Source organism: Lachnospiraceae bacterium GAM79 (genome assembly GCA_020735665.1).
Taxonomy (GTDB): Bacteria; Bacillota; Clostridia; order Lachnospirales; family Lachnospiraceae; genus Coprococcus.
In genome coordinates, this window is record CP085928.1 from 1,198,125 (window position 1) to 1,222,274 (window position 24,150).

Sequence of the window (24,150 nt, forward strand, 5' to 3'; positions counted from 1 at the left end):
CCATCTTATAAAACTTCATGGTCGATTAAACCACAAATTATTATCCTATGCCTGTTCTTCTTTTGTTTTTCTTTTATCTTTTAATGAAAACTTATTCTCTGTACCTTTTATAAGTCTTACAATATTCTGTTTGTGCCTGTAAATAGCAAGCAGAGTAATAAGTCCTAATACGATACAGCTTTCAAGCTTCATGGAATCAGATGTAAAACCATAAGAACCGGTATAAGCAAATATCGTATAGGAGACCATCAGTCCGAGTACCAGACAAATAGAACCTACCGATACATATTTTGTTACCACTACGCAAAATACAAACAATCCAAGCTCGATCAACGCAACTCTCCAGTCAAGCAGACCGATCGCAATACCGGAAGTCGCTGCAATTCCCTTACCGCCTTTAAACTGCATATAAAATGGGAAATTGTGCCCAAGAACAACGCCTGCCGCTGTGTAGATCACGAACAAATACACATTCTCAATACCAAGTGCATTCATAATGATATGTGTGATACTGCAGGCTACAACTGATTTGAAAAGATCTCCCAGAAAGACAACCGCTCCCGCTTTCTTTCCCAGAACCCGAAGTGCATTTGTAGTGCCTGCATTTCCGCTTCCATATTCACGGATATCGATACCGTGTAATTTACCATAGATATAGCTTGTCTGGATAATACCGAAAAAATATCCTCCGACCAGACATATGATTCTTGCTAAGATTAACATTATTTTTCTTTTCTCTCCCTGATAATGAATTTTAGAGGTGTACCTCGGAAACCAAATGCTTCTCTGATCTTATTTTCAATATAACGTGTGTAAGAGAAATGCATCAGTTCTTTATCATTTACAAATATTACAAATGTAGGAGGTTTAACCGCTACCTGAGTAATATAAAACAGCTTCAAACGTTTTCCTTTATCTGTAGGCGGCTGCTGCATAGCAACTGCTTCTGTCATGATCTCATTCAATACACCGGTGGCAACACGGAGCGAATGGTTCTCGATAACGGCATCAATCGTTTCGAATAATTTCGGAAGTCTCTGACCTGTGGCTGCTGACACAAATAATAATTCTGCATATGGCATATAGGACAGCTTCTCACGGATCTCCTTTGTAAACTTATAAATAGTCTTATCGTCTTTCTCCACCGCATCCCATTTATTTACAACAATGATCATTCCTTTTCCACGTTCATGAGCAATGCCTGCGATCTTTGCATCCTGATCCGTGACACCCTCTGTCGCATCAATAACCAGTACAGCTACATTACAGCGTTCAACAGCCGATACGGTACGAATGATACTGTAACGCTCGATATCCTCCTTGATCTTGCTCTTTCTTCGAAGTCCTGCAGTATCAATAAATACGTATTCCGTTCCATTTCTCACGATTTCGGTATCGATCGCATCTCTGGTCGTTCCGGCAATATCAGATACGATCACACGATTCTCTCCGAGAAGCTTGTTGATGATCGATGACTTACCTACATTCGGCTTGCCGATAATGGCAATTCTAGGTCTGTCATCTTCCTCTTCATTTTTTGAATCTTCATCAAAATGAGAGACAACCTCATCTAACATATCTCCGATTCCAAGTCTGGATGCACCGGATATCGGAACAGGATCACCCAGTCCGAGATTATAGAACTCGTATACATCATTCATATATTTCTCAAAGCTATCTACCTTATTTACCACAAGGATCACCGGCTTCTTGGATTTACGGAGCATCTGGACTACCTTATGATCATCATCCACAAGTCCCTGTCTGACATCTGTCATAAATATAATAACATCCGCGGTTTCAATGGCAATCTCTGCCTGCTCCCGCATACTTTTTAAAATAATATTGTCGCTTTCCGGCTCAATTCCACCGGTATCTATGATCGTAAAATTATAATCGAGCCAGCTCACATCTGCATAGATTCTGTCTCTGGTTACGCCTGGCGTATCTTTTACAATTGAAATTTTCTCTCCTGCCAGTGCATTGAACAGGGTAGATTTACCTACATTTGGTCGTCCAACGATGGCTACTATCGGTTTACTCATTTACGTTTCCTCCGTCTGCTGTCGATTTCAGCATGATAACAGCTCCCAGATTGCCACGTTTTCCATGGCTCGCCCTGTGTGAAAACAGGAAATCCGGATTGCAGCATGTACATATGTCGGTTACATTTATATGTTCAGGCAATATACCTGCACCAGTCAGATTATAATAATTTGCCCGGTGTAAATCAAGCAAATACTTACCATTTCCAATATTTTTTGTCATTTTCATGTACTGTTCCGGTAAATAAGCATCCTTAAATGCCTCAGCTACATCCTCACTTACCTCATAACAGTTCTGACAAATAGACGGTCCGACCGCACAGATCAGATCCGAAGCCTCACAGCCATATTCTTTATTTAGTGCTTCAACCATATGCCGGCTGATATTCTTAACTGTTCCCCGCCAACCGGAATGATTCATGGCTACAACTTCTTTTACCGGATCGTAGAAGAATACCGGTACACAGTCTGCATAAAATGTGATCAGCGGCAGATCCTTTACATTCGTCATCAGGCCATCTGTCCCCGTTATATCTGATTCTCTTGTGATCCCTTTTCCGGCATCTTCCTCTGTCACTTTGCGGATCACTGTTTCATGTACCTGATCGGAAAATACCAGTCTTCTGTGATCATATCCGACTGCCTGTGCCAGTCTCCTATGGTTCTCCATCACCGCATCCATATCATCTCCACGATGAAAGCTCAAGTTCATCGTAGAATAGATTCCCTCACTGACACCTCCAAGCCTTGTCGAAAACCCATGCACGATACCGGGCAGTTCCAGATTCTTGAATACGATATACGGAACTCCGTTCTTCACTTTTATCTCTGTAGTTTTATCCTGATTGATATATATTATGTTATACATCTTCATACCTCATAGCCTTAATAATATCCTTGATAAGGAAACGCATCCTCAATATGACGAATCTCATTTTCCGTCACAGCAATAACATCAAATCTTACCGGTGTGTTATACGGATCATATCCATATCGTTTCATATAATACACAGCTACCTTACTGATCTGCCGCTGCTTGGCAGGCGTTACTGCTGATTCCGGTGAACCATGTCTGCTGTTGCTCCGGTATTTTACTTCTACAAATATCAGATACCCGTCTTTTCCTGCGATCAGGTCGATCTCTCCGGCAGAAATCCGATAATTTCTGGCAAATATCCGATACCCTGTATCTTTCAGATATAATGCAGCCATGTCTTCATATTCTGTTCCTTTTTTTCTCGTATTATAACGCTCGATACTGACTGTTCCCCTTTTTCTTTCTACTATTCTTTCCAGAAATGTGTAATAAATGATCTTCTGTGGATCTCACATGGTCCAATTGTTTTTAATGCTTCTATATGCTCTTTCGAACCATACCCTTTATTCTTTGCAAATCCATACCCGGGATAGATCTCATCATAAGCGACCATTAACCGATCCCTCGTTACCTTTGCAATAATACTGGCAGCGGCGATCGAAGCCGACTTTGCATCTCCTTTAATGATCGATACCTGTGGTATCTCTACCTCCGGTATTCTGACCGCATCGTTTAATAACAGATCCGGCTTCACGGCAAGCTTATGTATCGCGATCCGCATGGCCTCATAATCCGCATTTAAAATATTGATCTGATCGATCAGCTTCTCATCTGCCATACCGATTCCGTAAGCAACCGCTTTTTCTGTAATCTCATCATATAATTCTTCACGCTTCTTTTCAGAGAGCTGCTTGGAATCATTCAGGTATAGAATATCGCAATTCTCCGGCAGAATGACAGCCGCAGCTACTACCGGACCTGCAAGCGGACCACGGCCTACCTCATCAATTCCACAGATATACTGACAGTCCGCATGCTGTCTCTCATATTCAAACATATGCTCCATCCGGTCAAGCTCTTTTTGATGTGCTGTAAGCTTCTTTTCAGCAGAAAGGATCAGTTTTTTTACACCTTCTCTGTCATCCTCTGCATATCTTTCCATCACCTGTCTGACTGAATGAATATCTGCATTTGCAAATTCGGATTTAATCTCTGTTATACTTTTTCTTTTATTTTCCATCTCATCCTCATATAAGCATAAATGGCTGTTGTTTCTTACACGACAGCCATTTATCTGTACTTATTGTTCTTCTTTATTTAAAAAACCGAATCCACCGGTAAAACGGAATACTGCTTTACCAACAAACTTGTCCTTATGTATATTTCCGACATCTGACAATCTGCTGTCCCGGCTGTTATTCCGGTTGTCTCCCATTACGAAATACTCATCATCTCCGAGCGTAACCGCTTCTGCCGCAAGTCCTCGATGATTTTCTTCGATCACTTCTTTACCATAATTTTCTTCTAACGGCTCATCATTAATATAGATCACACCATCTTCATCAATATAAACGGTTTCGCCGGGAAGACCGATGATTCGTTTGATATAATAGGTCTCATCCTCTTCCTCATAAGGAAATACCACAATATCAAATCTTTCAGGATCTTTAAAGCGATAAGACAGCTTATCGATCCATAAACTATCACCATCATGCAGAGTATCATTCATGGAATCTCCGCTTACTTCTGTACGCTGTCCCACATAGGTAAGAATCAGCCAGCATACCGCAACGATCGCAAGAATATAAATGGCAAGACTAATTAAATCTTTTACGATATTGATCTCCTCTTTCTCCTGCTTTTTCTTTTCTTTTTTCTTCTTTTTTTTCGGCTTATCAACTTCATCCTGAACATGAGTGTTCGATGCCGGATCGGATTCTGCGAAATAATTGGTTATCGCTTCTCCATCCTCATTTAAAACCTTATCAGATGCTTCCTTTTCATCTGCATCCGCCTCTTTTACTGCTTCTTCTGATCTCTGCTGTTCCGGATCGATCCCTTTTTTTTGCAGCTTCGCAAGCTGCTTTTCACGTTTCTTTTCAAGCTTTCTGATCTCTTTTTCACGCTCTTTCCGCATGGGATCATCATCAAATATTGCATTTAACGCTTCTACGCGTTCATTATCTTCTTTCATAATAACTATTTATCCTTTACCATACTCGGACGTTCCAGTGAGATTCTGCCCAACTTGCCCGAACGATAATCATCAAGCAGGAGCGCAGCCGCCTTATCAATGTCTAATTCTCCACCCTTTTTGATGCACGCACGTTTCTCGGCAATCTGTTCCAGAATATGAACACTGTCGTCATCATCATTAATATTATACCTATCTGCAAGGCTCTGACAATAGTTTAATTGTAAAAATTTGATCAATTCATACGCAAGGTCAGTAATACTTAAGATCTCATCATTGATCGATCCGATAAATGCAAGTCGTAATCCAACCTCTTTATCATCAAATTTGGGCCATAATATTCCCGGGGTATCCAATAATTCAATATCCTTTCCAAGACGTATCCATTGCTTTCCTTTTGTAACACCCGGCTTGTTGCCAACCTTTGTACACGCCTTTCTGGCATAAGAATTAATAAATGTAGACTTACCGACATTTGGAATACCGACGATCATGGCACGAAGCGGACGATTAATGATTCCACGCTTTCTGTCACGTTCAATTTTCTCTTTACATGCTTCCTTTACTACATTGCTAATATTCTTCATTCCATCCCCGGATCTGGCATTGATCTTAGCAACAAAAAAACCTTTTTCCTTATAATATGCTTCCCATTCCGCGGTCACAGCTGCGTCTGCCAGATCTGTTTTATTCAATAAAATCAATCTGTATTTATTCGCAGCTAAAGCATCAATATCAGGATTTTTACTGCTGTATGGCACTCTGGCATCGATCAGCTCGATCACAACATCGATCAGCTTGATATCTTCCTGCATCATACGTTTTGCTTTTGTCATATGTCCCGGATACCACTGTATATTCATCGTTTCTTTATCCTTCCTAATAACTCAGCTTTTTTCACGTTTCCCACTTTTAAGAAACGGGAATCTTCGCTGTTATTCACATTATCTCCAAGAAGAAAATATTCATCATCAGCAAGTGTGATCGTGTTCTCTGCAAGCCCTGCCGTAAAGATATAATCACTGAACGGAGTATCCGTAAGTTCTTTATCATTAATGTAGACCTTGCCATCCTTTATCTGCACGGTCTCTCCCGGTAAACCGATCACACGTTTAATATCATAATATTCATCCGGTGTATCAACACTTCTATATGCTACTATGTCATATCGATCCGGAGAGCCAAGAAGGTAACATAACTTATTTACTGTAACCTTATCTTGATTTATGCACACCGGACTCATCGAGTCCCCAACCACATACACAGTCTGAAAACAATAAGATACCATTCCATATCCCAGTACGATTGCAATCAAAACAGACAACAACCAGCCAAATATCGTTCTGACTATACGTTTAAAGCTTCTTTCTTTTCTTCTCTGCCGCCGCTTTTCCCGTCTTATTCTCTTTCTGCGTTCACTTTTATCGCTCATATTCTTACTCCAATATGCTCATATTGCAAAAATGGCTGGAGCTATTAACCCCAGCCACTTTTTCATGTAACCTGTAAAAATTATTTAACAAGCTCTTTAACCTTTGAAGCTTTACCAACTCTTGAACGTAAGTAGTAAATCTTAGCTCGTCTTACTTTACCATGTCTAACTACTTCAATCTTCTCAACAAATGGTGAATGTACCGGCCATGTCTTTTCTACGCCAACACCATTTGAGAACTTTCTGACTGTGAAAGTCTCTCTGTTGCTTCCACCCTGTCTCTTAATAACAGTTCCTTCGAAAATCTGGATTCTCTCTCTGTTACCTTCTTTGATCTTGTTGTGTACCTTAACAGTATCACCTACTGCAAAGTCAGCAACTTCTGCCTTCATCTGAGAAGCTTCAAGATTCTTAATGTAATCGCTATTCATTTTGTGTGACCTCCTTGATATTTAGATGTTCTTACTACCACACCGGTACAGAGGACCATCGATTTTTTTCACAACTCGTTCAGTTTACCATACAAATAAAAAGAATGCAAGAAAAATCTACATCTTTTTGGATGTATGACCTTGCATTCTTTTTGCCATAGTTCATGCTATGGAGCTGGTGGGATTCGAACCCACGTCCAAAAGCTCATTCATCACGGCATCTCCCATCACATTCCGTATTTTAACATTTCCTCAATACCACGCCTACGGACAGGCTGGATACATCGGTAGCTTCATGAATTTTCCGATACCGCAAAGCTTAAGCACCGGAGTTTCCCGTTGGATGATACCAGATCTAAAAGGTACGGGGGACCTTAAAGCTGGCAGTTGCCTTTAATTAGGCAGCGTAAGCTAAATTATCGTTAGCGTTTATATTTAGTCTAAGTTTTAACGTGGTCCTAGTCCACGGATGGCTTCCATGACTGCAAAACCCCTGTCGAAACCAGTCAACCCCTGGTTTATAAAGGAAAGCTCTGTTATCAGGTGCTTTCATATATTACTCAGCAGCTTCTGTGGTATCAGTCTCTGCTGTAGTTGTCGTTTCAGATGTAGTATCTGCTTCAGAAGCTGTGTCTTCAGAAGTATCACTGTCAGTATCTTCAACATCCGTACTGTCTCCGTCTGATGCATCAGATGAAGTTGCAGGGAAAATACTTCCATATCCCTGTTCTGCCCATGTCTGGCTGACATATGCACCGAGCTTCTCAGCCTCTACATACTTTGGAATGGCCTTGTATATCTTTACGCCCAGTGTGGCTGCAAGAATGCATCCGACTAACACGCCAAATATACACCATCCAAGGATTTTCTTTCTCTTTTCGCGCTTCATGATCGCTGCGCGGTTCTTCTTCTCATATTTTCTTTTATCTACTTTACTCTGGCTCACTTGCCTGACCTCCCAGTAAAAATCTTATTGGAGTATATCACATCTGCATGAAATATTCCAGCATTTCACAAAATCTTTAAAACTTCATACAAAATATCGGGAATAATTCTGTTTATCATACTCGGATATTTCTGAAATTCTTTATCAGATCTTACAAATTACGGATCTTGAACTCACGCTCATTCTCTCGCTTGACATCCTTCTTCGCGATGTCCTGACGTTTGTCGTATAATTTCTTACCCTTTGCCAGCCCGATCTCCATCTTGACCAGGCCGTCACGGATATAGACCTTTAATGGAACGATCGTATATCCTTTTACCTGCTGGGCTCCCATCAGTTTATTGATCTCATACTTATGAAGCAACAGCTTTCTGGTACGAAGTGGGTCTTTATTGAATATATTGCCTTTTTCATATGGGCTGATATTCATACGATAAATGTAGATTTCTCCTTTATCGATACTGATAAAAGATTCTTTGATGCTACAATGTCCCTGTCTGACTGATTTCACTTCTGTTCCGGTCAGTGCAATCCCTGCCTCGTACTTTTCTTCTATGAAATAATCAAAATATGCCTTTTTGTTATTTGCGATGAGTTTGTTTCCTCTTTCCTTTGCCATGTCCTGCTTCATCTCCTTCTTTGGCATCTGACCGGATCACAAATTCGATCCGTCTGCTCTGTTTATCTGCAAGCTTTACTTTTACCTTAACGGTATCACCGATCGAGTATTTCTTTCCGGTTGATTCTCCGATCATAGCATATTCATCCTGCGAATACACATAAAAATCGTCATAAAGTGTCGACACATCTACAAATCCCTCAATAGTATTTGGAAGCTCTACAAAGATACCACGGTTGATGACTCCTGATATGATACCTTCAAATTCTTCTCCGATATGATGCTCCATGTATTCCACTTTCTTTAAACGCTCGACCTGACGTTCTGCTTCTTCCGCGCGGCGTTCTTTTCTGGAATTATCATCGCTTACCTTTGGAAGGATCGCATCATAATGCGAAAGTCTTCTGTCATCCAATCTTCCATGGATATTATCCTTAATGATCCTGTGGATCTGAAGATCCGGATATCTTCGGATCGGCGATGTAAAATGGCAGTAATATTTACAGGACAATCCAAAATGTCCTTCACATTCCGTCGAATATCTCGCCTGCCGCATCGTACGAAGTGTCATACGGCTGATCAGATTCTCACATGGCTCACCCTCGATTTTTGATAACAGCTTCTGGAACTCCTTCGGATGAATATTCTCTTTGGATGCCTTAAAGTAATATCCGAACTTGCTGATCAGAATGGATAACTGCTTTACACGCTCCGTATCCGGTGCCTCATGGATACGATATTCAAATGGAATCTGTTGCCAGAAATAGTCTTCAGCGATCGTCTCATTTGCAGCCAGCATAAAGTCTTCAATAATCTGATTCGAACGTCTTCTCTCATACACTCCGATATAAGATACCTGACCGTCTTCATCAACTGTAATCTTAGACTCATCAAAATCAAAATCAATCGAACCTCGCTCATGTCGGATCGTTCTTAACAACTCTGACACATGAAGCATTAATTCAAACATAGGAACCAGTTCTTTATATTTTTCTGTTTCTGCCGGATCATGATCCTCTACGATTGCAGATACACTTGTATATGACATTCTGCGGTCAACATTGATCACCGATTCACAGATCTTATGATTGATGATCTTACCGTTTGCATCTATATCCATCAGGCAGCTAAGCGTCAGACGATCTTTCCCCTCGTTCAGTGAACAGATACCGTTTGACAGCTTATGCGGCAGCATCGGTATGACCTTATCGATCAGATAACAGCTTGTTCCACGCTTCAATGCTTCTTTATCAAGCGGAGAATTCTCCCTTACATAATGTGTAACATCTGCAATATGAACGCCAAGCTTATATAACCCGTTTTCCTCATAGAGTGTGATCGCATCATCCAGATCCTTTGCATCCTCTCCATCGATCGTAACGGTCTGCAACTGTCTGAGATCGGTTCTTCCTGCCATTTCTTTTGATGTTACCTCATCCGGTATATTCTTCACCTCTGCCATAACAACATCCGGAAAATCAACCGGAATATCAAGATCTCTTACAACCGATAATACATCCGTCTCCGGATCATTGATATGTCCAAGTATCTCAACAACACGTCCCTCTGCAGATTTGGACTTTTCTCCATAATTTGTGATCTCCACAACAACCTTATGTCCGGTTACTGCTCCCATGGATTTCTTCTCCGGTATAAAGATGTCACTGTCTAATTTACCATTATCCGGAATCACAAAACCAAAGTTCCGGTTCTTCTGATAGGTTCCGACCAACTGCTTTAAGCCTCGTTCCAGAATCCGTTCTACATGTGCTTCCGTTGATCTGCCCCGGTTACCGGATGCAACACGGATCAGCACCTTATCATTATGGAATGCGCCCATCGTATACTTCTGTGGTACAAAGAAATCTTCCTTATATCCTTCCACACGGACAAATCCAAATCCTCTCTGATTGCTGATGAATGTACCGACAAGGACACCCTTTCCAAGCTTCTGATACTTACCTTTGGAGGTTTTCTCAATCCTGCCCTCATCGACAAGCTCATTTAAGATTTCTAACAGGTCATCCTTATCACGTCCTCCGATCTGAAGCAGATAACAAAGCTCTTTAAATTTCAATGGTCTGTAATCATCGTCATTGATCAGGGTATATATATTCTCTTTTCTTTCATTCTTTAATTCTTCTGTCATAAATACCTCTCCGTATATCTAAAAAGTGCTTACATATAGGATATATGTAAGCACTGATAAATTCTGTATATGAACTAGAACAGCTTAGAATCAAGAAGCAATGCAATTACTATAAAAAGAACACCAAGCACTGTTGTGATCTTTCTGAGAACCGCATCTTTTGAACTTCCTTTATTCTTGCCCCAGTATGAATTATCATAATTACCGCCGGTAATTGAACTTGTCAGACTGGCTGATTTACCTTCCTGTGACAGGACAATAATTGTTAATGCTATACATATAATTACATATACGACCATGATAATTGTCTTTACCATATTGCCACCTCCATTCCAAGTGTTCTGGTGTCAAATGCGCTTTTACACCAACTTTGTCCATAATAACATAGTCATTTGAGATTCGCAACCACTTTTTTCATGATTCTGCAAATCTGCTTTTCAGATCAAAGCCGTGATTCATAGGTCCGCTTCCATGTCCCAGATCCATGCCATCTGCAAGCGCACCGGATATATAGTCTTTTGCGTTCTTTATTGCTTCATCGATCTTATACCCTTTTGCAAGATTTGATGCGATTGCACTTGATAGTGTGCATCCGGTTCCATGAGTATTCGGATTATCGATTCGTTTTCCATAATACCAGTTGACTTTTCCGTCTGAATATAAGACATCATTTGCATCGTTGATACTGTGTCCTCCCTTGCAGAGGACTGCGCAGCCATAGACTTTTGATATTTTTTCAGCTGCACAAACCATATCCTGTTCATCACGGATCGTCATTCCGGCCAATACCTCTGCTTCCGGAATATTCGGAGTAATAACCTCTGCAATCGGAAGCAGACATTCTTTTAAAGCACCGATCGCATCCTCGTCGATCAGCCGGTGTCCGCTGGTTGACACCATAACGGTATCCACAACTACATGTTCTGCCTGATATTCTTTTAACTTATCTGCGATCACACGGATCAACTTCTCGGATGCGACCATACCGATCTTAATCGCATCCGGCAGGATATCCGTAAATACGGCGTCAAGCTGTAAAGCAAGCATCTCAGGCGTTGTCTCCTGAATCCCGGTCACTCCCATTGTATTTTGGGCGGTCAATGCGGTGATTGCGCTCATGGCATAACAACCATTTGCCATAATGGTCTTTATATCTGCCTGGATTCCCGCACCGCCGCCGGAATCGCTTCCGGCTATTGTAAGAACTGTCTTCAACCCTTTGTCTCCTTTACTTTTAAAAATACTTTAGTTATCGGTTTGCTGTACATTTTCATCCATTCTGTGTCATACCGGTTTCTTTAAAGGAAGAAAATATTATATAATTCCTTTGTATTGTCAACATACAGCGTACTGTATTTTTTTAACTCATTTACATGCTCCGCACTCGCAGCATCATAGATACCACATACTTTGAAGCCTGCATCAAATGCCGTTCTTGCTCCATGATAAGCGTCCTCAAACACCCATGTATCAGCAATGTTCGTCTGCATATACTTTGCTGCCTGAATATAGATATCCGGATATTCTTTTCCGATTCCTACCTCCGAGCAGGTAAAGATCTTCTTGAAAAAATGATCCATATGATTATGCTTCAGTACGGCTTCGATATGAACCCTGTCTGTCGCAGTCGCTACTGTCATTGGAATTTTCCGCTCCTGTAAGGCAGATAAGAACTCTATGATCCCCGGCTTTGGTTCTGCTTCATTTCTGTAAAATGCTCCAATAGTTTCATTGATTCCATCTATGATATCAGGAATCGTTTTTGACAAGCCGTAATTCTTTTTTAGGTATTCCGCAGATTCTGTAATCGTAAATGTATACAGTTTTTTTTGAAGATGTGGTTCTGCCTTGATATTCATTTCTGCCAGATATCGTTCTGCCGCATGCTCCCACATTCCCATGGAATCGATCAGTGTTCCGTCTATATCAAAGATCGCACCTTTTATCATCCTTATTCTCCTAACATCTTCTTTGTCTGTTTTTTTAAATCTGCCGTAGCTGCCTCAATATCTGTCTGACCAAAGATCGCACTGATAACTGCGATACCACAAATTCCGCTTTGACTTAATTCCACAACATTATCTCTGGTTATGCCGCCGATTGCAATAACCGGAATATGCACATGCTCACAGATTTCCTGTAACATCTCAAAACTGACTTCTGTTGCATCATTCTTAGATCCGGTTGGAAATACCGCACCAACGCCCAGATAATCCGCTCCATGCTTTTCAGCCAGTTCTGCCTGTTCCACTGTCTGTGCGGATACTCCGATGATCTTATCGTCTCCCAGCACCTTTCTGACATCTAAGGCTTCCATATCCGACTGTCCGACATGCACACCATCTGCACCAATCTTCTTTGCAAGCTCCACATTATCATTGATTACAAACGGCACCTTATATTCTTTGCATAATTTCTGGATCTCAAGAGCTTCCTGATAAAATGCTTTATCATCCAGATTTTTTTCACGAAGCTGGATAAAGGTTGCTCCGCCTTTTAATGCTGCCTCAACCTGACTGATCAGAGTTGCCCCATTCAACCAATGTCTATCTGTTACTGCATATAGCAAAAGCTCCTCCGGCTTTATATGTGTCTGCTTACTCATAGCCTCGTTCACTCCTTATCTGATCTCATACTTTGCCATACTGCAAAGCTTATCTGCATCCATATTATAGATTGCGTCAATAATGCGGTTTCTATAAGTTGAATTGCCATCTGTAGACTCCATATTCGCAAATCCGACTTCTCCGGCAACTCCCATCAGTATAACGGCAGTTGCAGCAGCTTCCAGTTTGTTATCCGGATTTGCTGTCAGATAAGCTGTCATAAGACCGGACAACTGGCATCCGGTTCCTGTGATCTTACCCATCTCCGGTCTTCCGTTCCGAATCACATAACAGGTATCTGCATCTGCTACCAGATCGATTGCTCCTGTAACAGCGATGATACAGCCAAGTTTTCCCGCAAATTTTTTCACAAAATCAACCGCCTGATCGAGAGTATCTTCTGTAACTGCATCAGCCACATCTGCATCTACGCCTTTTGTACTGCCGGAACCAAATGCAAGAGTCTTGATTTCTGATATATTTCCACGGATCACATCAAATTTTATCTCATTTAAAAGCTTCATCGCTGTCTCTGTACGTAGTCTGCTGGCTCCTGCGCCCACCGGATCAAGCAGCACGGCATGTCCCAGCTCATTTGCCTTTTTGCCGGCAGCAAGCATGGATGGGATCGTATTCTTATTTAAGGTCCCAATATTAATATTTAAACCACCACAGATACCGGTGATATCTTCCACATCGTCAATATCATCTGCCATGATCGGACTTCCTCCACATGCCAGAAGCACATTTGCAACATCATTTACTGTTACATAATTCGTGATATTATGCACCAGCGGAGTTTTCGCCTTTACATTTTCAAAACACACCTTGATCATTTTATCTACCTCCTGTAATAGCAGCTTAACTATACTCAGTTTTCTTCTCTTTTTCAACTATTTTACCTGAAAATGCTTTACCTTATCTGAGCTTCTCCTGTTAATCTATCTGTTTTTTGTTTGTAAATATTATACGCAAATTAGGAAATTTATAATTCATAGTAATTACTCTTTTTTCATAAAATACAGATGAACAAATAAACCGGAGTTTTCCCTATGAAGCATCCTGCCTTATCTATCCGCTCATTCTGCTTATATCCTGCTTTCATCCTGCTTGTTATCACACTCTGTCTGAATTCTTCATTTGTTTCCAAAAGTTTTGCAGAGGGTCTTGTACTGTGGTATAACAATCTGGTTCCTCTGCTGCTTCCTTTTCTTCTGATCTCAGGTTTCTTCCTGTCTATGATTGACTGGGAGCATCCAAACCGGGCAGGCTGTCTGATCCTGTTATTCTTATGCGGTCTGTTCTGCGGCTACCCGGTCGGTGCAATCGCTATAGGCAGGCTCTACAAAAATCAAGTTATATCAAAAGATTTCGCCCATGCCATTATGCCCCTCTGCAACAACATCAGCCCTATGTTTCTGATGGGATATGTCTGTAACCGATATCTAAACGGGCAGATAAATACCATCACTGTTCTGGCAGTCATCTATCTGCCACAGATCTGCTATGCCATCCTGTACTATCTGTTATCCAAAAAGCAGTTATCTATTTTACATTTTAAGCCAATCAAAAAAACAGCTCATCTCTCTTCTGATGATCAACCAAATCACCGAATATATCTCTCTGAAACTGCAGGCACTCTGTCCGAATATGCAACGGCACAGGATGATAACTATATGTCTTCTGTTATCGAAAACAGTATAACAACTATCACCATCATAGGAATCTATGTTGCCATTTTCTCTGTTCTATATGATCTTGTAATCGCATTTACCGGAGGCATACCGATTCTTCATATTCTCGCCTGTTACCTTGAGATAACAAAGGGACTGTCGGAATTATCTGCACTCTCCCTTTCTCATGTACAAAAAACAGCTTTGATCCTTTCTGTTACATCATTTGGCGGAATATCCTCCCTGTGCCAATCCATGCATATCCTAAAAGGTACAAAGCTGTCTTTTATATGCTATACATTTGGTAAATGTATCTGCGCAACGTTTAGTTATCTGATAATCTTGTTACTTTTAAGCTAAAATCCGACAATCTCTAGTCATCCAGAAAGTCATCGTCAAAATCATCATCTTCATCGTCTTCTTCATCATCGGAATACTCAGTCTTACCATATACATTATAATTCCGATCCTCTTCTGCAGTTACTTTCTCTTCCGGTACTGCCTGTGGATCATCCTCAGGAGCCGCAGCCTGCTGCGCTGCTCCGGTCATATTTGCAATATCTCCATTAATCTCATTTGTATTATTCAATACAATATCCAGATTTGACTGTAAGGACTGAATCAGGTTATCGTAATTTGCCTTTTCAGCCTCTAATGTTGCATTAATATAATTGCTGACCTCTGTAAGCTTATCCTTAGTGTAATACATAGAACCCAGACGGATCTCATTTGCATCTGCATTTGCTTCGTTTACAATCTGGTCAGCCTGACTTCTTGCCATATCTAAAATCTCATTTGCACGGATATTTGCAAGTTCAACTATCTGGCTCTGATCTACCAGCTTATTTGCCTCCGCAACAGATTCTGTGATAATAGAATCTGCTCTTGTTCTTGCATCTGCAAGGATAGCTTCTTTATTACGCATGATCTTTTTGCAACGCTCAATCTCATTTGGAAGCTTTAACTTCAGTTCATTTAACATCTGTTCCAGATCATCCTTTGGAACAACGATCTTACTGGATGATAACGGCTGATACTTACAATTATCTATAAAAATCTCAATCTCAGAAATCATTTCCTCAATGCCTTTTTTTGCCATGACTTATTTCCTCCTAAAATGCTCTGTTATATTTTTCTTTTATACGATCGACAACTTCTATTGGAACAAACTGTGTAACATCTACCCCATATCTTGCATACTCCTTCACGATACTGGAACTCAGATATGCATATTCAATACTCGTTGTCAAAAATACGGTGTCAATCTCCGGTGCAACTTTACGATTACTCTGTGCAATCTGCAATTCATATTCAAAATCTGTTACAGCTCTTAAGCCTCTGATAATCGTTTTTACACCATTCTGTCTGGCAAAATCAATCAGCAGTCCCCCAAAGCTCTCAACACGAACATTCGGTATATCTGACACCACTTCAGACAACATATTAACACGTTCTTTTACAGAAAACAATGGAGTTTTTGAAGTATTGTTCAAAACGCCGATGATCACTTCATCAAACATCTCCGCAGAGCGTTTAATCACATCCAAATGCCCCAATGTGACCGGGTCAAAACTTCCCGGATAAATTGCACTACTCATTTTATAAAATCTCCTGTATAAATGTATGTTTATTCGTCTTATACTTCTTCACACGATCGATTTCGAATCCTATATCTGTTAAATAATCATATTCTGTATTCAGATCCGATTCAACAATGATCCATGTGTTTTTATCAACAATACCTGAAGACGCAAGACGGTTCAATACCTGTTTTTCTAATAATTTTCCATATGGAGGATCCATAAATATAATATCAAACACAAGTCCTGACCGTTCCAGACTGTCAATCGCCGCAACACAGTCTCCTGTGATGACCCTGGCCTTGTCTTTTAATCCGGTAAATTCCAGATTGCGGTTAATGCAGTCTACTGCCTTCCGATTCTGTTCTACAAGGACTGCCTGCTTTGCTCCACGACTCAATGCTTCGATCGCGATCGCCCCGCTTCCACTGAACAGATCCAGGAATGTACAATCCGGCAATTCTCTCGATATGATATTAAATAAGGTCTCTTTGATCCGGTCTGTTGTCGGTCTGGTATCCATCGTGTCGATCGTTTCCAAACGAAGACTTCTGGCAGTTCCCGCTATTACTCTCATAAATCATGATCTCCCATAGGTTGTTAAAATCTTTTTTTATTGTATATATTTCATCCCTTTTGTCAATAGGAACTCTCAATTTTTTCCTTAATATACCTTCCGCTGTCTGACAGATCATCATCTGTAAAGCCACTTTTCTTTGTACAGGAGGAATCAAATAATGACGATGTCTCGGCTTTATTTGAAATATTCCATGCCGCATAGCTTAGATTCTTATCATCGATCAGATCAAACCATGCATCGGACTGATCATAATCAATCGAACCGTTTCCTGATGCATCACACAAGCCAAACTCCGATACAAAAACCGGGAGTCCGGAATCAAGTGCAGACTGAACCTTATTTCTCAGATCATCCTTATGGGTTGCGGCATAGAAATGAACCGCATACATCAGATTTGTCTGATCTGTGATCGGATCTGCAGCTGCCACGTCTACATCCTGACTCCAAGTTGGTGTTCCGACAATGATAATAGCATCCGGCGCATTTTTTCGTATGATCGGGATGATCGTTTCCGCATAGCTCTTTACGGAATCCCAGGTTGTTCCCCCATTAGGTTCATTTGCGATCTCATAGATCACATTTCCGTAAGAAGCATATTTCTTTGATATCCGATCAAAGAAATCCTTTGCATCATCTATATGCATATTCGGGTCATTGTCATTTAAAATATGCCAGTCAATGATCGCATACAGTCCAAGATCCGTTGCTGCATCAACACCTTTTCCAAGAAGCTCCTCGATCTCTGATTTATTTCCGCCGGAACAATATCCATAGGAATCTCCTGTATCTGTATACATCGCAAAACGCACCAGATTGATACCAAAGGAATCTTTGAAATACTGATAGGTGTCCTTACTTACAAAATCAGCAAACCAGGTAAGTCCGTGTGTACTGACACCTTTTAACCGGAATTTACTGCCGGATGCATCCACCAGATCCGTTCCCGATACTGCAAGTTTTCCATGTACCTTATACGGATCATCTTCTTTTTTACCGATTTTGCTGTCGGTGACCTTATCGCTGCCGGACTGATCTTTTTTATCGCTGTCAGCGGACTGCCCATCTGTCTGAGCTGCATTCTCATCATTTTTCTGCTGATCATCGCCGGTGACAGTTGTTACTTCTTTTCCTGCGATCATCAATGTACAACGAACAGGCTTCACATCCGATGCTGACAAATTATATCCAAAATCAATGCTGCCACCAGCCGGTATCTCCTCATTATAGCTTTCTGCGGTTACATGAACCACCGATCCATCTGCCGTATACTTTCCATTCCAGAGCTGGTCGATCGTTACTTTCCCGGAAAATTCCAGATCAACGCTCCAATCCGTTGCAGCTTTATCGGTCTTATTATAGATCGTGACCGTCTCTGTAGCGGCTGTCATCCCGTTATTTTCCCATGTACTTCCAACCGTTACTTCTGCATATAAGGTCTTCTTGTCATCTGTCGACTTCTGAGTATCGGATGCACCCTTTTCTTTCTTTTGATCAGCGCCATCCTCAGCCTTTTGCTCCGTATCCTGCCCGGATCCCTCTATCACAGCTTCTGTTCCGGCATTCTTCTGTCCGTCCGGATAATTATTTTTCCGACTTTTTGTCACCAGTATAACTGACAGTGCCACAACAGCCGCTGCAAGTACTATGATGACTCCCCATAATACAATCGTCTTTTTCTTCTGGTTCATTTTTGCACTACTCCCTTTTTATTTGCCTTTTTCATTCACCCTTTTATTCTGTCCTGATGCCGCTTTCATTTCTCGTATAACATGGCTGTCCACTTCTCCGGCTCCATATCGGATCTGTTCATATATAACAGAAATACCCTCTACATTTCCAACCTCCGTCTCTGTTATCTCCTGCCTGATATCTTCACAGGTCATCCGTTTGTTAAGTGTGATCACATCCTTATATCGCAGGATCGACTTCTTATAAATTTTTCTTGCCCGTTCTTCAGCTGTCAACCTGTGCATTATGCGTCTATCTGTTATACGTTCTTTATATTGCCTCGGTTCTTCGGCGATAAGCTCGATCACATCATCTGCATGGCTTCTCGGTTTCAAAAGGAAACGAATCACCTGCAACAATATCCGTACCAGAAAGAATATCAGAAGAAGAACTACAAATACCTTTAATATCAAGGTAAATACATCATATCCCTTTACACTGTTCTGATAATATTCATTTAAGGTATCCTGATAATCGAGACCGGTTGCTGCCGTTCCTCCCTTCGTAAGCAGCGTCAGCACAAATACCCATATGACCATGATCGCACCAAATACTGTCTGAACCACCTTTGCAAATGCACGCGCAAGTACATTTACAAACCCGGACAGATCAAGGAAACGACAGGCTCCCATTAATAACAACACAAGCACTGCAAGGAATAATACAACCCTGCCATTTATAACTGCGATATCCCGGATGGATTGCTCCGATATTTCTGTTGTCTGTGAGATATAGCGTTTCAACCCCTGTATATACCGGATCATCATATATATAGCCATAAGTAATGCAACTGCAATATAAGACAGGTTCGACAAAACAGACAGTTTCATGCCGATACTTGCAAAATAAATAATAATTCCTGCTAAGATCGATGGCCATGGTTCGCTCATATCTGTAAGTCCGGAGCCTCTCTTTGCATAAGCAACCGCACATGGCAGCAGATACCCGATATCATAAATCCCTGTAACCATTCGGATCCATACTGTGCCCGGCAAGATAACTAAAAGTCCCGCAAGCACCAGATGTCCAATGGTAAGTAATATATGATTCGGTGCAAAATCTCTGATCAGATAGGACAACAGAAATATTCCTGCGATCCAAATGGCATCCGTAAACCGCGGATCTTGTCTCATAAATATCATGCAGAATGTATACATGAACAATTCCGCCGCTACCACCTCATAAAGATAACGTAATCCTCGCTCCGCCCAATATATCTTATGTGTCATTTAACTCTACCTCCATTCCATGAAGATAAGGTCTGATATCATCGCACCCCTGTATATTCAGATATGGAACTATCATATAAATATTCTTTCCTTTTTCAGCCATATGATCAAGTTCATTCAGCAAATCCTTTTTATGGTATGCAGATACGATCAGATATGTTGTATTACTGTCTACATCTGTCACTTCCTGCTTCAAGACTTCAACAAATCTATCAATTCCGGCATTTTCCGTTATCCGTGCCAGATATTTATCAACCGTAAATCGATGTTCTCCGGAAGAACCAAAATCCACCCATTCCACCTCACCGGATAACAGATCATATCCATTTGCCCGTATCATGACAGGAATCCGGTTATCCAGAAAGTAAGATGCTGCCGTGGATGCTATACTGATACACATTTCCTGTATATAATGAACTCTTATCATGGTGTTCGGCTCCAGGCAGACAAGTATCTTCACCCTCTGTTCTGCCGTGTGCTCATATACATTTACCATCAGGTCGTCGCATCTGGCTGTTGCTTTCCAGTTAATGCTCTTTCTCGGGTCTCCCACACTGTAAGTCCGCAGGCCGGAAAAAGCAAACGGATCCGGAAAAAGACTTCTCCTTGATGTCAGATCACCCAACATACCATCTAAGACCGTATCAAGCTGTATATTAGAAAGTTTTTCAGGGAAAACATACAGATATGCCTGATTTTCTACAGACAGCGCAAATGTCTTCGACATCAGAAAATCCTTTGCCATCAGCTTTACAGCACTGATAAAAAACAAACCTCGCTCTTTCGCCGTAAATGAAAGCTTTCTGACTACCTTCCGGTTTCCCATAATCGAAAACGGATCATTTCTATGATAAAAATCCGTAACAACCGCATTCTCATTTTCCTGAAACTGTAAGGATCTCGCTGTGGAAAACTTCACATGTAAAGTTGTAAGAGGCAGCATCTTTCGATTTGTAATTGTCTCTGTTATCCCTGATTTATCGCCAATCTCCAGATACCTGTCATCAAAATCCAGATCAAGAGAAAGCCCCTGATCCCAGTATTTGCGGTAAATAACAGTCTGTCCGAGATAGATCACCAGAAAACACAATACTGCTATCAGTATCTCCATATTAATTCTCCCAATCTTCAACCGGAACAGCGATCTGATCGACCAGTTCCCTGATCACTGCCTTTTCCTTTTTCTCATCCATGTGTCCTGCCATGATCACACGATGTGCCAGAACATACGGTGCCATATACCGGACGTCATCCGGACGGACAAAGGTTCTGCCCTCCATAGCAGCATATGCCTGCGACAGACGAAGAAGCCCTACCGTGCCTCTGGAGCTTGCACCAACCTGTATCCGGCTGTTATTCCTGGTCGCAAGGATCATGTCTGCTATATATTCCTTTACGCAAGGATGAACAAAAACTTCTCTGACCGCTTCCTGCATCGTCTTTATATGATCTGTATCACAGACCGTCTGAAGTGTATCAAACGGATTCTCAGACATAAAACGATCCATGATCGAAACCTCTGTAGCCTTTGAATTATCTCCCATGGAGATCTTTATAAGGAAACGATCAAGCTGGGCTTCCGGAAGCGGGTATGTACCGGTCGTCTCGATCGGATTCTCTGTTGCAATAACAAAAAACGGTGCTTCAAGCCTATGACTTTCTCCATCGATCGTCACCTGCTGCTCTTCCATTGCCTCAAGCAGACTGGACTGTGTTCTCGGTGTTGCACGATTGATCTCATCTGCAAGCAGGATATTTGTAAATACAGGTCCCTTCACCAATACAAAATCTTCTGATTTACGATTATAGATACTTAAACCTGTAATATCGGATGGCATAAGATCAGGTGTGAACTGAACTCTCTTAAACTGTCCTCCGATGCTTTTGGCAAATGTCTTTGCTAAAAGTGTCTTACCGGTTCCCGGTCTGTCCTCCACCAGTACATGACCTCCCGCAAAAAGTGCAGCCAGTATCACACGTATCTCCTTCTCTCTGCCGATCAGTACTCTCGATATATTCTCACAGATCTTATCTGCCTGTTCTTTTACCTCTGCTATCTTCATCGTTCTAATCTCCTTATAATATCGGTTTTCCATACATCTCATTTCTTGCTGCTACACTTCGGTCAAATTCTGTCCGTATGCGGTCACCATACTTCTCATAGACATCCGATGCTGCCTTTAACATGTCGGCATGTTTATAGATATCTCCCATCTTAAACAGTACATCTCCGCTCTGTCTGATACCAAAGAAATCTCCCGGTCCTCTCCGTTTCAGATCTTCTCCCGCAATATAAAAGCCATCGTTTGAATCTGCAAGTACATTTAATCGTTCCATCACTTCTTTATTTTTCTTTCCACTGATAAAGATACAATAAGACTGCAGATTTCCACGTCCCACACGCCCACGGAGCTGATGCAGAGCTGCCAGTCCAAACCGTTCTGCATTTTCTACCATCATAACCGTGGCATTCGGATTATTGATCCCTACCTCGATAACCGTTGTAGATACCAGTACATCAACCTTTTTTTCATAAAAATCCGTCAGGATACGGTTCTTCTCATCCCCTGTCATCTTGCCATGCAAATAGGCCACATGTATGCTGCTGTCAAGCTTCTGTGACAGATCTTCCGAATACTCAACTACATTTGCCACATCATCTAAGGCTTCGCTTTCCTCCACCATCGGGCATACCACATAGACCTGATGTCCTTTCTTAACCTCTGCCCGGATAAATGCCTGTGCTTTCGGGCGGTAGCTCTCATCCACTACACAGTTTTTGATCGGAATCCGTCCTGCCGGCAGTTCATTAATTACCGAAATATCAAGATCTCCGTACATAATGATCGCAAGGGTTCTCGGAATCGGTGTCGCACTCATAACAAGAACATGTGGCGTTCCCCCTTTTAACGATAATTTCTCTCTCTGTCTTACGCCAAACCGATGCTGCTCATCCGTCACAACAAGCGCCAGATTATCATATTCCACCTTGTCCTGTATCAACGCATGCGTTCCAACGATCACATCCGCACGATGCTCTGCAATCTCCTGATACGCTTCCCGTTTCTCCTTTGCCGTCATCGAACCGGTCAACAGCGTAACATGGATTCCATATGGCTCAAATAAGCCGGTCAGTTCTTTAAAGTGCTGATTTGCAAGTACCTCGGTCGGCGCCATGATCACACCCTGATAACCCTGCGTCGCACAGGCAAATAAAGCGATCGCAGCAACGATCGTTTTACCGGAACCGACATCCCCCTGTACAAGACGGTTCATCACATGCTCTGAATTCATATCTGCCATGATATCTCGAACCGCATCCATCTGTGCCCCAGTCAGACGATACGGAAGGCTCTCGATAAACCCTGTCACCTGCTCCGTAAATGGTATCTTCGCCTGATTGTATTTCACCGTATCATGTTCTTTCAGACTATGCATATTCTCTATAAATTCATAAAATTCATCAAAGGCAACCCGCTTGATCGCAGCTCTTAAGTGATCCTCCGTATCCGGGAAATGGATATGGGTTACGGCTTCATTTGCCCTCATCAGATCATATTCATCCCGAATGTCCTCCGGTATATAATCTGAAAGCGTCTGAATCAGAGGAAGCGTTCCCTTTACCGCTTTCTGGATCGTCTTGCTTGTAATACCCGCCGTACAACCATATACAGGCTGCCATTCTTTTAAAATTTCCTGATATTGGGGCACTGTATAGTACTCCGGCTGGCTCATCGTATACATGCCATTCTTATATTTCACTTCTCCGACAAAGATATAACGATCTCCAATATGAAAATAATTACGCAGAAAAGGACAATTAAACCATGTCAGTTTAATTGTCCCGGTATAATCTTTGGCATAGGCAGTCGCAATCGAGAATCCGCGAAGCTTCTTCACTTCCACCCGACTGTTGATCGTCACACTTACTGCCTGACGCTCATCTGCCTGTATATCCTGAATGTCAACAGGATCCATATATGTAATATAAGTTCTTGGATAATAATGGATAAGGTCACTCACTGTAGAGATACCAAGCTTTGCCAGATTACCGGCTGTTTTTTCTCCTATCCCTTTAATACAAGTTACCTTATCCTTTAATTCCATGTAGTTTTTCTCCC

The 24,150-nt window shown here is 41.5% G+C and carries 26 protein-coding genes and 1 other RNA gene; 1 reads left to right on the forward strand and 26 read right to left on the reverse strand.

Translation table 11 applies throughout. The annotated features are described in order from the left end of the window. Positions 1–45: 45 nt before the first annotated feature. The 18 genes from plsY to thiM form a co-directional block, all read right to left on the reverse strand. Entirely contained in the window at positions 46–723 is a 678-nt protein-coding gene (plsY, locus tag LK416_05340) for a glycerol-3-phosphate 1-O-acyltransferase PlsY (protein UEA75605.1), read from the reverse strand. Further along, positions 723–2,045 carry a ribosome biogenesis GTPase Der gene (gene der, locus LK416_05345; protein UEA75606.1) on the reverse strand — a complete coding sequence of 441 codons (1,323 nt, stop codon included), beginning with the start codon at positions 2,043–2,045 and terminating at the stop codon, positions 723–725. The genes plsY and der overlap by 1 nt, the downstream gene beginning before the upstream one ends. Beyond that, positions 2,038–2,913 carry a peptidoglycan editing factor PgeF gene (gene pgeF / locus LK416_05350; GenBank protein UEA75607.1) on the reverse strand — a complete coding sequence of 292 codons (876 nt, stop codon included), beginning with the start codon at positions 2,911–2,913 and terminating at the stop codon, positions 2,038–2,040. The genes der and pgeF overlap by 8 nt, the downstream gene beginning before the upstream one ends. A gap of 17 nt (positions 2,914–2,930) precedes the next feature. Then, positions 2,931–3,302, reverse strand: a complete 372-nt coding sequence (locus LK416_05355; GenBank protein ID UEA75871.1) for a YraN family protein — start codon at positions 3,300–3,302, stop codon at positions 2,931–2,933. A 26-nt stretch (positions 3,303–3,328) separates the two neighbouring features. Beyond that, positions 3,329–4,102 carry a ribonuclease HII gene (locus LK416_05360; protein UEA75608.1) on the reverse strand — a complete coding sequence of 258 codons (774 nt, stop codon included), beginning with the start codon at positions 4,100–4,102 and terminating at the stop codon, positions 3,329–3,331. 60 nt (positions 4,103–4,162) lie between these two features. Beyond that, on the reverse strand, positions 4,163–4,705 hold the full coding sequence (lepB, locus tag LK416_05365) for a signal peptidase I (protein ID UEA75872.1): 543 nt from the start codon (positions 4,703–4,705) through the stop codon (positions 4,163–4,165). 356 nt (positions 4,706–5,061) lie between these two features. Beyond that, positions 5,062–5,919: a ribosome biogenesis GTPase YlqF gene (ylqF, locus tag LK416_05370; protein UEA75609.1), complete on the reverse strand. Its 858-nt coding sequence runs from the start codon at positions 5,917–5,919 to the stop codon at positions 5,062–5,064. After that, entirely contained in the window at positions 5,916–6,488 is a 573-nt protein-coding gene (gene lepB, locus LK416_05375; protein UEA75610.1) for a signal peptidase I, read from the reverse strand. Before lepB (LK416_05375) ends, ylqF begins: the two co-directional genes overlap by 4 nt. Before the next feature lie 80 nt (positions 6,489–6,568). Further along, positions 6,569–6,919 (reverse strand): 50S ribosomal protein L19, encoded by a 351-nt coding sequence (gene rplS / locus LK416_05380; GenBank protein ID UEA75611.1) that lies wholly within the window; start codon positions 6,917–6,919, stop codon positions 6,569–6,571. 167 nt (positions 6,920–7,086) lie between these two features. Then, positions 7,087–7,433, reverse strand: a transfer-messenger RNA (tmRNA) gene (gene ssrA / locus LK416_05385). 42 nt (positions 7,434–7,475) lie between these two features. Further along, the gene (locus LK416_05390) at positions 7,476–7,865 is read right to left on the reverse strand and encodes a hypothetical protein (GenBank protein UEA75612.1); all 390 of its coding nucleotides are present in this window, start codon (positions 7,863–7,865) and stop codon (positions 7,476–7,478) included. Between the two features lie 151 nt (positions 7,866–8,016). Further along, a complete protein-coding gene (gene smpB, locus LK416_05395) occupies positions 8,017–8,484 on the reverse strand; it encodes an SsrA-binding protein SmpB (protein ID UEA75613.1) in 468 nt (155 codons plus the stop codon). Then, positions 8,447–10,633 (reverse strand): ribonuclease R, encoded by a 2,187-nt coding sequence (gene rnr / locus LK416_05400; GenBank protein ID UEA75614.1) that lies wholly within the window; start codon positions 10,631–10,633, stop codon positions 8,447–8,449. Before rnr ends, smpB begins: the two co-directional genes overlap by 38 nt. 74 nt (positions 10,634–10,707) lie before the next feature. Continuing rightward, the gene (gene secG / locus LK416_05405) at positions 10,708–10,950 is read right to left on the reverse strand and encodes a preprotein translocase subunit SecG (protein UEA75615.1); all 243 of its coding nucleotides are present in this window, start codon (positions 10,948–10,950) and stop codon (positions 10,708–10,710) included. Positions 10,951–11,047: 97 nt separating this feature from the next. Continuing rightward, positions 11,048–11,848, reverse strand: a complete 801-nt coding sequence (gene thiD, locus LK416_05410) for a bifunctional hydroxymethylpyrimidine kinase/phosphomethylpyrimidine kinase (GenBank protein UEA75616.1) — start codon at positions 11,846–11,848, stop codon at positions 11,048–11,050. An 83-nt stretch (positions 11,849–11,931) separates the two neighbouring features. Next, positions 11,932–12,582 carry an HAD family phosphatase gene (locus tag LK416_05415; protein UEA75617.1) on the reverse strand — a complete coding sequence of 217 codons (651 nt, stop codon included), beginning with the start codon at positions 12,580–12,582 and terminating at the stop codon, positions 11,932–11,934. A 2-nt stretch (positions 12,583–12,584) separates the two neighbouring features. After that, a complete protein-coding gene (thiE, locus tag LK416_05420) occupies positions 12,585–13,238 on the reverse strand; it encodes a thiamine phosphate synthase (protein ID UEA75618.1) in 654 nt (217 codons plus the stop codon). 15 nt (positions 13,239–13,253) lie between these two features. After that, positions 13,254–14,075 (reverse strand): hydroxyethylthiazole kinase, encoded by an 822-nt coding sequence (gene thiM / locus LK416_05425; GenBank protein UEA75619.1) that lies wholly within the window; start codon positions 14,073–14,075, stop codon positions 13,254–13,256. 216 nt (positions 14,076–14,291) lie between these two features. Between thiM and LK416_05430 the strand changes: the two genes are divergently transcribed. Continuing rightward, on the forward strand, positions 14,292–15,272 hold the full coding sequence (locus tag LK416_05430) for a hypothetical protein (protein UEA75620.1): 981 nt from the start codon (positions 14,292–14,294) through the stop codon (positions 15,270–15,272). 13 nt (positions 15,273–15,285) lie between these two features. Here the strand turns inward: LK416_05430 and LK416_05435 are convergent, their stop codons facing one another. The 8 genes from LK416_05435 to recG all read right to left on the reverse strand — a co-directional run bounded on the left by LK416_05435 (position 15,286) and on the right by recG (position 24,136). Next, entirely contained in the window at positions 15,286–16,011 is a 726-nt protein-coding gene (locus LK416_05435) for a hypothetical protein (protein UEA75621.1), read from the reverse strand. 13 nt (positions 16,012–16,024) lie between these two features. Next, on the reverse strand, positions 16,025–16,510 hold the full coding sequence (coaD, locus tag LK416_05440; GenBank protein UEA75622.1) for a pantetheine-phosphate adenylyltransferase: 486 nt from the start codon (positions 16,508–16,510) through the stop codon (positions 16,025–16,027). A 1-nt stretch (position 16,511) separates the two neighbouring features. Then, the gene (rsmD, locus tag LK416_05445) at positions 16,512–17,069 is read right to left on the reverse strand and encodes a 16S rRNA (guanine(966)-N(2))-methyltransferase RsmD (protein UEA75623.1); all 558 of its coding nucleotides are present in this window, start codon (positions 17,067–17,069) and stop codon (positions 16,512–16,514) included. 62 nt (positions 17,070–17,131) lie between these two features. After that, on the reverse strand, positions 17,132–18,760 hold the full coding sequence (locus tag LK416_05450) for a cellulase family glycosylhydrolase (protein UEA75624.1): 1,629 nt from the start codon (positions 18,758–18,760) through the stop codon (positions 17,132–17,134). An 18-nt stretch (positions 18,761–18,778) separates the two neighbouring features. Further along, positions 18,779–20,029, reverse strand: coding sequence for a hypothetical protein (locus LK416_05455; GenBank protein ID UEA75625.1), 1,251 nt, complete (start codon positions 20,027–20,029; stop codon positions 18,779–18,781). Beyond that, positions 20,019–21,140: a DUF58 domain-containing protein gene (locus LK416_05460; GenBank protein UEA75626.1), complete on the reverse strand. Its 1,122-nt coding sequence runs from the start codon at positions 21,138–21,140 to the stop codon at positions 20,019–20,021. Before LK416_05460 ends, LK416_05455 begins: the two co-directional genes overlap by 11 nt. 1 nt (position 21,141) lies before the next feature. Next, the gene (locus LK416_05465) at positions 21,142–22,092 is read right to left on the reverse strand and encodes a MoxR family ATPase (GenBank protein UEA75627.1); all 951 of its coding nucleotides are present in this window, start codon (positions 22,090–22,092) and stop codon (positions 21,142–21,144) included. A gap of 13 nt (positions 22,093–22,105) precedes the next feature. Continuing rightward, complete coding sequence (recG, locus tag LK416_05470) at positions 22,106–24,136, reverse strand: ATP-dependent DNA helicase RecG (protein UEA75628.1); 2,031 nt, start codon at positions 24,134–24,136, stop codon at positions 22,106–22,108. Positions 24,137–24,150: the final 14 nt, after the last annotated feature.